The 13,273-nt window shown below is 61.1% G+C and carries 12 protein-coding genes; 5 read left to right on the top strand and 7 right to left on the bottom strand.

Annotated features, from left to right (window positions below; genetic code table 11):
- Nucleotides 1-80: 80 nt before the first annotated feature.
- From AC1DNW_RS04325 to AC1DNW_RS04305, 5 genes are all read left to right on the top strand, one after another.
- A complete protein-coding gene (locus AC1DNW_RS04325) occupies nt 81-1,982 on the top strand; it encodes an ABC transporter substrate-binding protein (protein WP_477852033.1) in 1,902 nt (633 codons plus the stop codon).
- Between the two features lie 66 nt (nt 1,983-2,048).
- Nucleotides 2,049-3,053, top strand: coding sequence for an ABC transporter permease (locus AC1DNW_RS04320; protein ID WP_477852032.1), 1,005 nt, complete (start codon nt 2,049-2,051; stop codon nt 3,051-3,053).
- 5 nt (nt 3,054-3,058) lie between these two features.
- Nucleotides 3,059-3,916, top strand: coding sequence for an ABC transporter permease (locus tag AC1DNW_RS04315; RefSeq protein WP_113308887.1), 858 nt, complete (start codon nt 3,059-3,061; stop codon nt 3,914-3,916).
- A gap of 4 nt (nt 3,917-3,920) precedes the next feature.
- Entirely contained in the window at nt 3,921-4,955 is a 1,035-nt protein-coding gene (locus tag AC1DNW_RS04310) for an ABC transporter ATP-binding protein (protein ID WP_477852031.1), read from the top strand.
- Nucleotides 4,952-5,830: an ABC transporter ATP-binding protein gene (locus tag AC1DNW_RS04305; protein ID WP_477852030.1), complete on the top strand. Its 879-nt coding sequence runs from the start codon at nt 4,952-4,954 to the stop codon at nt 5,828-5,830. The genes AC1DNW_RS04310 and AC1DNW_RS04305 overlap by 4 nt, the downstream gene beginning before the upstream one ends.
- A 34-nt stretch (nt 5,831-5,864) precedes the next feature.
- Here AC1DNW_RS04305 and AC1DNW_RS04300 read toward each other — a convergent pair whose 3' ends face one another.
- The 7 genes from AC1DNW_RS04300 to AC1DNW_RS04270 form a co-directional block, all read right to left on the bottom strand.
- On the bottom strand, nt 5,865-7,016 hold the full coding sequence (locus tag AC1DNW_RS04300) for an alpha-hydroxy acid oxidase (RefSeq protein ID WP_477852029.1): 1,152 nt from the start codon (nt 7,014-7,016) through the stop codon (nt 5,865-5,867).
- A 204-nt stretch (nt 7,017-7,220) separates the two neighbouring features.
- The gene (locus AC1DNW_RS04295) at nt 7,221-7,901 is read right to left on the bottom strand and encodes a spermidine synthase (RefSeq protein WP_477852028.1); all 681 of its coding nucleotides are present in this window, start codon (nt 7,899-7,901) and stop codon (nt 7,221-7,223) included.
- Between the two features lie 69 nt (nt 7,902-7,970).
- Entirely contained in the window at nt 7,971-8,870 is a 900-nt protein-coding gene (locus AC1DNW_RS04290) for an ABC transporter ATP-binding protein (RefSeq protein WP_477852026.1), read from the bottom strand.
- Nucleotides 8,867-9,670, bottom strand: coding sequence for an ABC transporter ATP-binding protein (locus AC1DNW_RS04285; protein WP_477852024.1), 804 nt, complete (start codon nt 9,668-9,670; stop codon nt 8,867-8,869). Before AC1DNW_RS04285 ends, AC1DNW_RS04290 begins: the two co-directional genes overlap by 4 nt.
- Nucleotides 9,667-10,545: an ABC transporter permease gene (locus AC1DNW_RS04280; RefSeq protein WP_477852023.1), complete on the bottom strand. Its 879-nt coding sequence runs from the start codon at nt 10,543-10,545 to the stop codon at nt 9,667-9,669. The genes AC1DNW_RS04285 and AC1DNW_RS04280 overlap by 4 nt, the downstream gene beginning before the upstream one ends.
- Nucleotide 10,546: 1 nt before the next feature.
- Entirely contained in the window at nt 10,547-11,524 is a 978-nt protein-coding gene (locus AC1DNW_RS04275) for an ABC transporter permease (RefSeq protein ID WP_115037685.1), read from the bottom strand.
- A 62-nt stretch (nt 11,525-11,586) separates the two neighbouring features.
- On the bottom strand, nt 11,587-13,233 hold the full coding sequence (locus tag AC1DNW_RS04270) for an ABC transporter substrate-binding protein (RefSeq protein WP_113298726.1): 1,647 nt from the start codon (nt 13,231-13,233) through the stop codon (nt 11,587-11,589).
- Between the last annotated feature and the right edge of the window lie 40 nt (nt 13,234-13,273).

Raw genomic sequence — 13,273 nt, 5'->3', positions numbered from 1 at the left:
CAGGCGCTTTTGCCGGAACGCGATCGATAACGGATTACGGGAAGCGCCCGCCCATGCGGGCCGAGGAGGAGGAGCGTCCGATGAAGTTCCCTAGATTTGCAGTGATTGCCCTATTGTCTCTCGCCGCCCTCCCTGCCTACGCGCAGGATTTCATTGCCGGCATTCCGCGCAATGAAACGCTGATCATTCAGGGCACGCCGCAACAGAATGCAGACTGGTTCAACGTCTGGGCACCGGGCGGCGGTGGTGCGGCCAATCTCAACGGCCTGCAGCAACTGACGACCGATACGCTGTGGTTCATCAATCCCGAAGGTGGTCCGGATGCCTGGCAGAATGCGCTGGCGACGGAGCCTCCTGCTTATAATGCCGATTTCACGCAGATGACCGTGAAGCTGCGCAAGGGCATCTACTGGAGCGATGGCGTCGAATTCACCAGTGACGATGTGGTCTATACTGTCCAGACGCAGATCGACCATCCGGGCATGTCCTGGAGCGCCCCTTTCACCGTTAACGTCGCCAGCATCGAGAATCCCGATCCCCAGACGGTCGTCTTCCATCTGAAGAAACCCAATTCTCGCTTCCACACACTGTTTACTGTGCGCTGGAACGCCGCCTGGATCATGCCCAAGCACGTCTTCGAAAAAGCGGGCGACCCCTTGGCATTCAAGAACAACCCGCCGGTCTCGCTCGGCGCCTACGTGCTGCAGAGCTATGACAAGGGTGGCAACTGGACCATCTGGAAATTGCGTGACGACTGGCAGCGCAGTTCGATCGGCATGGCCGCCAAGGAGCCGCCGCAGGTCAAATATGTCGTCTATCGTGCTGCCGGAAATCCAGAGGCTCGCGTCATCGAGCAGCGCAATCACAACCTCGATGTGATCAATGACATGGCGCCAGAGGGAATGTTCGCCATGATGCGCGACAGCAAGAGCGTCGCCTCCTGGCTGAAGGGCTTCCCCTTTGCCCATCCCGATCCGACCCTGCCGTCGGTGCTCTTCAACACGAAGAAGGCGCCCTACGACAACAAGGATGTCCGCTGGGCACTGGCGCTGATGATCGATATCCGCGCCGTGGCGCTCGGCTCCTATCGCGGGGCCGCCAATCTTGCGGCCCTTGCCACACCGCCGACCGGCTCGGCGCCGGACGATTATTATGCGCCGATGCAGGACTGGCTCACCAATTTCGAGCTTGATACCGGCAGCCGCAAGATCAAGCCTTATGATCCCAACATCTCCGCGCAAATCGCCACAATGGTCCGCGGCCAGTGGGGCGACCAGATTCCGACCGATCCGAAACAGCTGCAGCGCACCTTCGGCTTCGGCTGGTGGAAACAGGATGTCCAGGCCGCGACCGAACTGTTGCAGAAAGCCGGTTTCAAGAAGAATGGCAAGCAATGGATGAAGCCTGACGGCACGCCGTTCACGATCCGCCTGCAGGTGGAGGGTGACGCCATTCCGACCCTTGCCCGTGCCGGCACGGTCATCGCCCAGCAATGGAGCCAGAACGGCATCGCCACGAAGGTGGACGTCGCCGGCCCGACGAACGGCCAGCGTCTGAGCACCGGCGATTTCGAAACGGCGATCTACTGGAGCATCGAAACCTGGGGAGGCCATCCGGATCTGTCCTTCTTCCTGGACAGCTACCATTCGGAGTTCATCAAGCCGGTCGGCCAGATTCAGCCGCCGCGAAACCTGCAGCGCTGGCAGGATCCGCGCCTCGACCAGCTGATCGCGAAAAACCGGTCGATCGCCTTCGATTCTCCTGATGTCACGAAGGTCGGCCAGGACTTCCTGAAGCTCGCTGTCGAAGAGATGCCGATGATCCCGCTGATGGCCTACAACAAGTTCGCGCCGTTCGACACAACCTACTGGACCAATTATCCGAGCGCTGAGAACCCCTATTCCGCCTCGGGTCCGAACTGGTCGAACATCCGCTATATGGTTGTCGGCCTGAAGGCCAATCCGGACGCTCCCAAGAACTGATCGCGTCGATATGGGGCGTGGCCGGGCTGCCGGCCGCTCCCCTTCTGCTATTGGAGGGTGGATGCCATGAATGGCTTTCTGATCTATGCGGGCAAGCGTTTCCTGCAGTTCCTATTTGTCGTCGGCACCGGCATCACGCTCGCGTTCCTGATCGCGCATTTCTCGCCGGTCGATCCTGTGGAACAGACCGTGTCTCTGCTGACGAGCTTCGGCTCGACCGATCCGAAGGCGGTCGAAATCCTGCGCGAGTCGCTGCGGGAACTCTATGGAACCGGCGGTCCTCTCCTCGACCAGTATTTCACGTTCTGGGGGCGGGTGCTGACGGGCGATTTCGGCCCCTCGCTGTCCTCTTTCCCGACGCCTGTCATGACCGTCATCGGCCGCGCCTTGCCCTGGACCGTCGGGCTGTTGTCGCTCGCAACGATCATCGCCTGGATCATCGGCAATCTGCTCGGCGCGCTCGCCGGCTATTTCCGCAACAGCCGGCTACTCAAGTTCGCCGGCATCGTGATCATGGCGCTGCAGCCGATCCCGACCTACATCATCGGCCTCAGCCTGGTCATTCTCTTCGGTTTCATCTGGCCGATCCTGCCGATCAGCGACGGCGCCCAGGTCAACCTTGCGCCCGGCTTCAGCCTGGCTTTCATCGGATCGGTCATCGAACACGGCATCCTGCCGGCGCTGACGCTGGTGCTCGTCGGTATCGGCGGCTGGTTTATTTCCATGCGCTCGCTGGTTTCCAACATCGTCACCGATGACCATGTGGTCTATGCCGAACTCGGCGGGGTGCGTTCGCGCAGTATCTTTTCGCAATATGTGGCGCGCAACGCCATGCTTCCCCAGGTCACCGGCTTGGCGCTCAGCCTCGGTAATGTCTTCGGTGGTGCCGTCATCGTCGAATTCGTCTTCAACTATCCCGGCATCGGCAAGCTTTTGATCTCGGGCATCTATTCCGGCGATTACAGCCTTGTGCTCGGTGTGACGACCATTGCCATCATCGCCGTCGCTTCGGCCGTCTTCGTGATCGACATCATCTACCCGCTGATCGATCCGCGCGTGAAACTGGGATAACCGCGATGTTCAAGATCCTCAGAGACCTGCTCCGCTATAACAAGGAATTCCTGTTCGGGACGATCCTGATCCTGATCATCGTCGGGTTGATCGTCGCCTCCTTCTTCTCGCCCTATGACGAGAACGCCATCTACGTCGTGATCCCCGACATGCCGCCGTCCGCCGAATTCTGGTTCGGTACGACGTCGCGCGGGCAGGATGTCTTCTGGCAGATCGGCGCATCGCTGCGTAACACGCTCCTCTTCGGCATCATCGTTGCTGTCATCAGCCGCCTCATCGCGCTGGTCGTCGGGCTGGTCTCCGGTTACATCGGCGGGCGCACCGACCAGATCATCATGGGCATCAACGATACGCTCGGCGCATTGCCGAATATTCCGATCCTGCTTCTCCTGGTCTTCGTGCTGCGCGACCAGATGACCTGGTCGATGCTGGCGATCGTCGCAGCCCTGCTCGGCTGGACGCATGATAGCCGACTTATCCGTTCGGTGGCGCTGTCGCTTCGCCATCGCGAATTCACGCGTCACGCTGTTTTTTCGGGCATGCGCACGTCGCAGATCCTCATCCGCGAGCATCTTCCCTATGTCATGCCGATCGTCTTCTTCACGACGATGAATAACCTCATCTGGGCGATCGGTCTGGAGGTAACGCTCTCCATCCTCGGCTTTTCCGACATCAACCGGCCGACGGTCGGCGGCATGATCTATTGGGCCAATGCCCATTCCGCCATGGTCGCCGGCGTCTGGTGGTGGATCGCCTTCCCGATGCTCTTCGTGGTGATCCTGTTCCTTGGCCTCTTCATGCTCGCCATGTCGGTCAACGAATATATCGATCCGCGCTCGCGGCTGGCACGGATGGGAGCATGAGACGATGCAGAACCTATTGAGGAAAGCGCCCTTGACCCTCGTCGAAAAATCCCAGGACGCACTGACGATCGATGGGCTGAAATGCTACTATGTCAACGACTATTTCGGCGTGCGGCGCGAGATCCGCGCCGTCGACGACATCAGCCTGACGGTGCGCAAGAACGAGATCTATGGCATCGCCGGAGAATCCTCGAGCGGCAAGACCTCGCTCATCAAGACGCTTGCCGGCGCCATCCGCCCGCCGATGCGGGTCGTGGGCGGCACGGTCAATTTCAATTTCGATGGAAAGCTGATCGACGTCTATGGCGAACCGCAGAAAATGCGGGCCGCTCGCTGGCGCCATCTGTCCTATATCATGCAGGGCTCGATGAACGTGCTGAATCCGGTCCGCCGGGTGAAGCACGCCTTCAACGATTTCGCCTTCCGCCACATGAACCTCGATCCGGCCGCTTTCCGCCAGCGGGTAGAGGCGCATCTTGCCCGTCTGCATCTCGATCCGCATGTGCTCGAAGCCTTCCCACATCAGCTCTCCGGCGGCATGCGCCAGCGACTGACCATTGCGCTTGCAACCGTCTGCGAACCGGAATTCATCATCGCCGATGAGCCGACGACGGCGCTCGACGTGCTGGTGCAGCAGGATGTCCTGGCGCTGATCAAGGAAGTGCAGACCCGCATGCAGTCCTCGGTCATCTTCGTAACTCACGATATGTCCGTGCATGCCGCCATCACCGACCGGTTGGCCATCATGTATGCCGGGCGGCTGGCCGAAGAAGGGCCGACCCAGGCGATCTTCGACAACCCGCAGCATCCCTATACGGTCCACCTGATCGGCAGCCTGCCGCGGATCGGCGACACGAAGACCAGAAAGAGCCTGCAGGGCAAACCGCCGGCGCTCTCGAACCCGCCGTCTGGATGCCGATTTCACCCGCGCTGTCCGATTGCGGTCGAGAGATGCTCGAAGGAGGTGCCGGTCATGCAGCCGAGTGCGAGCGGCGGGCGCGTGGCCTGTTTCAGGGCAGGGGAGTACAAGATCCAATGAGCGGCGAACATCTTCTCGAGCTTGACAATGTCAGCAAGTTCTTCCCGATCGGCGGCTTCTTCTCGCGCGCCAAGATGACGGCAGTGAACCAGGTCAGCTTCGCACTGGAGACCGGCCGGCCGGAGATTTTCACGATCGTCGGCGAGTCCGGTTCAGGCAAATCAACGCTTGCCAAGATGATCCTCGGCAGCGAGACGGCTGACCGTGGCACGATCCGTTTCGATGGCGCAGATGTTGCCGGCATGCGTAGCCGCAGCGCCCGCGAAGCCTTCATGACGAGTGTTCAGCCGGTCTTCCAGAACCCGTTCGAGGCATTCAATCCGCTGACGCGCATCGACGAATATCTTTTCTCCACCGCTCATCGCTTCAAGGGCGCAAAAAGCCGGGCGGACAGGGAGGCACTTGCCGATATATCGCTACAGCGGGTTGGCCTCTCGCTCGCGGAAATCCGCGGACGCTATTCGCACGAATTGTCTGGCGGGCAGCTGCAGCGTGTGGCGATCGCCCGCGCCCTCATTCCCGAACCGAAGCTCATCGTCGCCGATGAGCCGGTGTCGATGGTGGATGCATCGCTGCGCATGTCGATCGTCAATCTCTTCCGCGAACTGCGTGATACGCTGAAAGTGTCAGTCATCTACATCACGCATGATCTGGCGACCGCCTACTATATCGCCGACCGGGTCATCATCATGCGCAGGGGGATAGTGGTGGAGAGCGGCGATGCGCGTACAGTGCTCGACAATCCGCAACACGAATATTCGATCGCCCTGAAGAACGCCGTGCTGCCCCCGAACCCACGCGAGGCCTCGGCGATCATCCGCGAGCGCCAGAAGGATGCAGGTGCTTCTGCGCCCCGGGAGATCGTTAGCGCCTGAAAAGCCACGCCCCTCGATGGGCGAAGCCTTCGTCTCAAGCGGCGCGGAAACGCAGATTTCCAGCCGAGAGGTCGCTGACAGAAGCGGCCCCCATCAGCTTCATGCCGCGCTCGATTTCAGTGCGCATCTGCAGCAGCGCGCGTTCGACACCGGCCTGGCCGGCGGCCGCAAGCGGGAAGAGATAGTAGCGGCCGACGCCGACCGCCTTGGCGCCAAGCGAGAGAGCCTTCAACACATGCGTGCCGCGCTGGATGCCACCATCGACCATCACATCGATCCGGTCTCCGACGGCCTCGACGATTTCCGCGAGCTGGTCGAAGCCGCTGCGCGAACCATCAAGTTGACGCCCGCCGTGATTGGAAAGCACGATACCGGTGCAGCCGATATCGATGGCGCGCTTGGCATCCTCGACCGTCATGATGCCTTTCAGGCAGAATTGCCCGCCCCAGATCTTCACCATCTCGGCAACGTCGTCCCAGTTCATGGCGGGGTCGAGCATTTCGGTAAAATAGCGGCTGATCGACATAGTGCCGCTGCCCATGTCCACATGGCTGTCGAGCTGCGGCAGGCGGAATTTCTCATGGGTGAAATAGTTGATGGCCCAGGCGGGTTTTACGGCGAACTGCGCCATGCCTGAGAGGTTGAGCTTGAAGGGGATGGCAAAGCCGGTGCGTTTGTCGCGCTCGCGGTTACCGCCGGTGATGCTGTCGACGGTCAGCATCATCACCTGCACGCCGGCCTGCTTGGCTCTCGCCATCATTTCGCGATTCAGGCCGCGATCCCGGTGGAAATAGAACTGGTAGACCTGCGGCCCGCTGCTGATCTTTCGCGCTTCCTCCAGGCTGATCGTGCCGAGCGAGGAAACCCCGAACATCGTGCCGAATTTGCCGGCGGCATGGGCGACTGCCCGTTCACCCTCATGATGGAAAAGCCGCTGCAGCGCCGTCGGCGAGCAATAGACCGGCATGGCGAGCTTCTGGCCCATGACGGTAACCGACATGTCGACCTCGCTTACGCCTCGCAGCACGCTTGGAAGAAGATCGCAGCTTTCGAAGGATGAGGTATTGCGCCTGTAGGTGACCTCGTCGTCCGCCGCGCCGTCGATATAGTTGAAGATCGGCCCGGGAAGGCGCTGCTTGGCAAGGCGGCGGAAGTCGTGAAAGTTATGGCAGTCTGAAAGGCGCATACCCGTATCCAATCGAGGGCCAGCGCGTCATGCCTCCGCATGCGGAAGTATGGCGTGCTGGCCGATGAACGGCCGCGAGACCTCCTCGTCGTCGCGATCCACGGCCTATGGGATACGATTATTACCGCACCAATCTCAAGCTCTCTTGCGCGTGCTTTCGTCGCCTTCGCTGATAAAGGTGCATTTTATTGCCGGGGATATGCGTCAACGACCGGGCTTGACTGCCAGCCAGATGACGTGCCGCGCTCCGCCGCGCTTGCCATTGGCCCGCGTATTGACTGCATCCGCGACAAAGCCGCTCTCCTTCAGCCGTCGTGTGAAGGACGCATCCGGCCCGGAGGACCAGACGGCTAGCACGCCGCCGGGGCGCAGCGCCTCTTGGGCGGATTTCAGCCCGGCATAGTCGTAGAGCCGATCATTGGATTTGCGTGTCAGGCCGTCAGGACCATTATCGACGTCGAGCAGGATGGCGTCATAGCCGGCCTTTCTGGCGCGGATCGCCTCGCCGACATCGCCCTGATGGATCGATACGCGCGGATCGTCGAGACAGCCCTTGAACACCTCCGCCATCGGTCCGCGTGCCCAGTCAACGACTTCCGGGATCAGTTCGGCGACGACGACACCGGCATCCGCCGGCACGACCGCAAGGGCAGCCCGTAGGGTGAAACCCATGCCAAGCCCGCCAATCAAGATCTTCGGCTTCGGATGCGATTTGATCCGCTCAAAGGACAGGGTGGCAAGCGCTTCTTCAGAGCCGCTGAGGCGGCTGTTCATCAGCTCGTTGGTGCCGAGCATGATGGAAAACTCAGCACCGCGCTGCTTCAGCCGTAGTTCACCGCCATCGCCGGGAATGGTCGCGGAATCGAGCTGGATCCAGGGGAGCATGGCGGTTTCGTCTCGCTGAAAGGGACCGTCCCCTAGCATAGGGCGACGGTCTAAGCCAGCAAGCCGTGCTCAGACCACGCGCACGAAATGGTCCGGCTCATGTTCCACCACCTGTTCCTGCGGTGCGGCGGAACGGCGGCGGATATCCTCGACTTCCTGCGGCTGCAGGCGCATCCGTGGATCGTCGAAGCGCACATCCGGGTCCGGCACGGCTGACAGCAGCAGGCGGGTATAGGGATGCAGCGGATTGTCGATCACCTTGGCAGTGTTGCCCCATTCGACGATCTGGCCGGAATACATGACCGCGATATCCTCCGCCACATAGCGGGCGGTGGCGATATCATGGGTGATGTAGAGCAGGCCGAGATTCATCTCCTTCTTCATCTCGTTCAGGAGATTGAGAACGCCGAGACGCACCGAGACATCGAGCATCGAGGTCGGCTCGTCCGCAACGATCACTTCCGGCTGGGCCGCAAGTGCGCGGGCGATATTGACGCGCTGGCGTTGGCCGCCCGAAAGCTCGTGCGGATATTTCGGTGCGACAAGATCCGGATCGAGCTTCACGCGCTCAAGCAGTTCACGCACTGTCGTATCGATCTGGCTGCCACGGATGTCAGGCCGATGCAGCTTCAGCGGCCGCCGTAGATGATGGGCGATCGTATGGGCCGGGTTCAGCGAGGCGAAGGGGTCCTGAAAGATCATCTGCACGGAGCGGCGGTAGCGAGCGATTTCGTCTGACTTGGCACCTTCGACCGGGCGCCCCTTATAGAGGATCTGACCTGATGTCGGCAGATATTCGCGCATCGCCATACGGGCGCAGGTGGTCTTGCCGCTGCCGGATTCGCCGACCAGCGCCAGCGCACGGCCGGCATGGAGCGAGAACGAGATGGCGCGGGCGGCATGAACGGCGGAATCGCCGTGGCCGAAGGTCTTCGTGACCTTATCGAGGGCGAGGATGGCATCGCTCATAGCAGCACGCCTCCGTGAAGCGAGGGGAAGGAGGCCCAGAGTTTCTTGGTGTAGTCGTGCTGCGGCGTCTTGTAGATCGCCTCGGCGTCGTTCTGCTCTACGAGCTTTCCCTGGAGCATAATGCCGATGCGGTCGCAGAACTGCACCATCAGCCCAAGATCATGGGTGATGAAGAGCACCGAGAAGCCGAATTGCTTGCGGAGTTCATTGATGCGCTGCAGGATTTCCCGCTGCACCACGACGTCAAGCGCCGTTGTCGGCTCGTCCATTACGACGAGCTTTGGATCGAGTGCCATGCAGATGGCGATGACGATGCGCTGGCGCATGCCGCCGGAAAACTGATGCGGATAGTTGCGCATGCGGTCCGGCGAGATATCGACGAGCCGCAGCATTTCGGCAGTGCGCTCGCGCGCATGCGCCTTCGTCATGCCCTTGTGGGTGCGCAGTACGTCGTAGAACTGGTCTTCGATGCGCAGCACCGGGTTCAGCGAATTCATAGCGCTCTGAAAGACCATGGCGACTTCGCGCCAGCGGAAGGCGGCAAGCGCCTTCGGGTCGAGGTCCAGCACGTCGCGGCCGGCAAGCAGGATCTGGCTGTCCTTGCGGATCAGCGCCGGCGGCTTGTGAAGGCGGCTGATGGCAAAGGCGATCGTGCTCTTGCCGCAACCGGATTCGCCGGCAAGGCCGAAGACCTCGCCGGGCGCGACGTCGAAACTGACATCGTCGACGGCGCGGAAATCCTTTTCCTCGCCGATATAGTCGATCGTAAGGTTTTTGACCGAAAGCAGCGGCTGGCTCACAGGCGGCCCTCCCCGGAGCGGATGAGAAGGGACCAGCGCTTCAGATGATTGCCGGTACGCAGGCGCGGATTGGCGATCTCATCGACGGCGAAGTTCAGCAGCGACATGCCGATGCCGAGGAAGGCGAGCGCAAAGCAGGGTGTGAGAATATCCCACCAGGCGCCGACCGACAGCGCCGAAGCCTTCTGTGCGTTATAAAGCATGGTGCCCCAGGACACGACGCGCGGGTCGCCGAGACCGAGGAATTCCAGCGTCGCTTCGGTGATGATCGCGAAGATGACGCTACCGATGAAATTGATGCCGACGATGGAAATCACGTTCGGGAAGATCTCGAATGTCATGATGCGCCACTGTGGCTCGCCCATCATCTCCGCCGATTTGACGTAGTCCTTTTGCTTGACGGAGAGCGTTTCCGCGCGGGTCACTCGTGCTCCCCAGGCCCAGGACGTGCCGCCGAGGATAAGCGCGATGACGAGCGGGCTTGCCTGGCCGATGAAGGCCGCCAGCACCAGCAGCAGCGGCAGGTTCGGCACGACGAGCACCATATTGGTGAAGAAGCTGATGATCTCGTCGATCTTGCCGCCGCGATAGCCGGAGATGATGCCGAGGGCCGTGCCGACAGCGGTGATCAAGAGACCGGCGCCGAAGCCGACGGCAAGCGAGGTGCGTGCGCCATAGATCAGCCGGGAAAAGACATCCTGGCCGATGCGCGTCGTGCCGAGAATATGTTCGGCGGACGGAGGCTGGTGCGGACGGCCGGTCCGGGCGGCGGGGTCGTAATGCGTCAGCAGGGGTGCTGCGATCGCCACGATGATGATGAAGGCGATGATGGCGAGGCCGATCAGCGCCTTGCGATTGCGGAGCAGGGTTTTCATCTCACGCTCCCTTCAGTCGCGGATCGAGCAGCACATAGCTGACATCGACGATGAAATTGGCGATCAGCATTGTCGCGGTCATGATCAGAAGCTGGCCCTGGATGACGGGGTAATCGCGCGCAAGGATCGCCTGGTAGAGGATATTGCCGAGGCCGGGGTAATTGTAGACGACCTCCGTCACCAGCGAACCGCCGAGAATGGTGCCGATGGCGATGGCAAGGCTGGACACGGTCGGCAACAGCGCGTTGCGGGCTGCATACCAGAGCATCACATGCCGGTCGGAGAGACCCTTGGCACGGGCCATGACGATATAGTCCTCGCCAAGCAGGTTGATCATGTTGTTGCGCATGGTGACGGTGAAACCGCCGACCAGCACGGTGCAGAGCGTGATCATCGGCAGGATGCCGTGATAGGCCAGACTGCCGATATATTGCAGGCTGAAGGCCGGATCGAGCGAGGGATCGGCCGCATAGCCGTTCGGGAACCACCCGAGTGTAAAGCCGAAAATGAAGAGCACGATCAGCGAGGTGACGACGGCCGGTACCGACGTCGCGAAGATCGCGCCGATCGAGACGATGACGTCGAATTTGCTACCGCGCCGCCAGGCCGCGACGATGCCGAGGAAGGTGCCGAGCGTAAAGCTGATGATCGTCGCCGTGCCCATCAGGCCGACGGTCCAGACGAGCGCATGGCCGAGGACCGACGTGACCGGCAGCGGGAAATATTTGATCGACCGGCCGAGGTCGCCGGTGAAGATGCTGCCGAGATAGGTGAGATATTGCTGCCAGAGAGGCCCATCGACAAAGCCGAAGGTGAGCTTCAGCGCCTGCAGGCTTTCCGGCGGCAGTTCGGCGCCCGCACTCGAAAACATGATGCGCACGGGATCGCCCGGCATCAGCCGGGGCAGGAAGAAATTGATCGTCGCTGCCGCGATGAAGGCCGCCAGGTAAAAGGCGAGGCGGCGAAGCAGAAAGGCCATGGGGACTCCGTCAAAACAGGAGCGGCGCTTGCCGCGCCGCTCCCGCCGTTTGTAATAATGGCTTACTTGACCGGCTCGAGCGCCAGCAGGTTCAGAAGACGTGCCGGGTTGGTACGCGAGATGGACGGATTGACGAAGGGGTTTTCCTTGGTCGACCAGCCGGTGAAGCGCTTGGTGTTGTACTGATACCAGTTCGGATTGTTGAAGACCGGGATGACAGGCATGTTTTCGGCAACGATGCGCTGCGCCTTGTTCATCGCTTCCTTCTGCTTGTCGAGATCGGCCGTGTGCGTGAACTGGGTGACCAGATCTTCCACTTCCGGGTTGAACCAGCGCTGCGCAGTGAAGCGCGTCTTGCCCTTGTCCGAAGCGCTGAAGGCGCGCTTGTAAGGATAGTAGGGCGAGGCCGATGCCGGCAGGCTGTTGATCGCCGCATCGAACTTGCCGTCGATGAGGTCGGAGGTCCAGACGGCCTCTTCCGGCGTCTCGATCTTGGCGTCGATGCCGACGGCCTGCATGCCTTCGATGGCGATGTTGACCGTGTCGATCCAGTCCGTCCAGGAGTTCGGAACGATGATCGAGAAGGAGATTTTCGAACCGTCAGGATTGTCGCGCAGGCCGTCGCCGTCCTTGTCGACATAGCCGGCAGCATCGAGCTGTGCCTTGGCGGCATCAGCGTCATAGGCGGCGAACTTGCCGAAGTCGGCCTTGACGGACGGGTCCGCCCAGCTCTTGTAGAGCTCGCCCATCAGGCCCGGGTCTTCGTTCAGCGTCGGATAGCCGTAGCCGGCGACATCGATCATCGTCTTGCGGTCAAGCGCCATGGAGACCGCCTGGCGGAACTTCACGTCGTTGAAGGCCTTCTTGTTGGCCTCGTTCGAAGTCTCGAGATTGAACAGGAAAGCAACCATGCTGCTTGGCGAGTACCAGTAGTGATAATGCGCCGGATCCTTCGAGACATAGACATTGTCGATATCGGGAATGAAGGAGACGCCCCAGTCGAGCGTGCCGTCGGCCGTCGCCGTCAGGATCTGGTTGTTATCGGCAAGCTGCGGGAAGCGCATGCAGTCGACCTTCAGATGCTCGGCATCCCAGTAGTTCGGGTTGCGGCACTGGTCGTAGGTCTGGCCGGTGAAGCGCGGCACTTCCGTCAGCGGACCGCTGCCGACCGGGGTTTCGTTGGCGTAGGTGACCGGATCGGCAACGTCCTTCCAGACATGCTCAGGCACGATCGGCAACTGCGACAGCTGTTCGGCGGCAAGCGAGCTCGGATTGGCGAGCGTGAAGCGCACCGTCTGGGCATCGACGGCCTGCACGTCGGTAATGAAGCTCCAGATGCTGACGAAGTCGAGCGCCGGGAATTTCTTCAGATAGTCGTAGGTGAACTTGACATCGGCAGAGGTCAGCGGCTTGCCGTCCGACCACTTCAGGTTCGGGCGCAGCTTGAAGTCGATGCTCTTAAGGTCGTCGGAGAGCTTGAAGCTCTCGGCCAGGCGATAGACCGGCTTGTTGCTGTCGAAGCGGTTGAAGACGACCAGCGGCTCGTAGATGAAGTCGAGGGTCGACTGGCGCGACGAGGTCTGGTTGAACGGGTTGAAGTTGCGCACCCAGGTCGTGGCCGGCTCGATATTGGCCGTCAGGATGGTCTGCGCCATGGCCGAGCCTGACAGCATGGTCAGGGCCGCGGCCGCCAGGATATATTTCTTCATGTCAAATTCCCCTTTTCTTATGCGATGAAAAATGGCGGCG

This window comes from Rhizobium sp. 05L429, from assembly GCF_056397645.1.
Note: the sequence above shows the minus strand (reverse complement) of the source record. Positions and strands in the feature narration are given on the sequence as shown.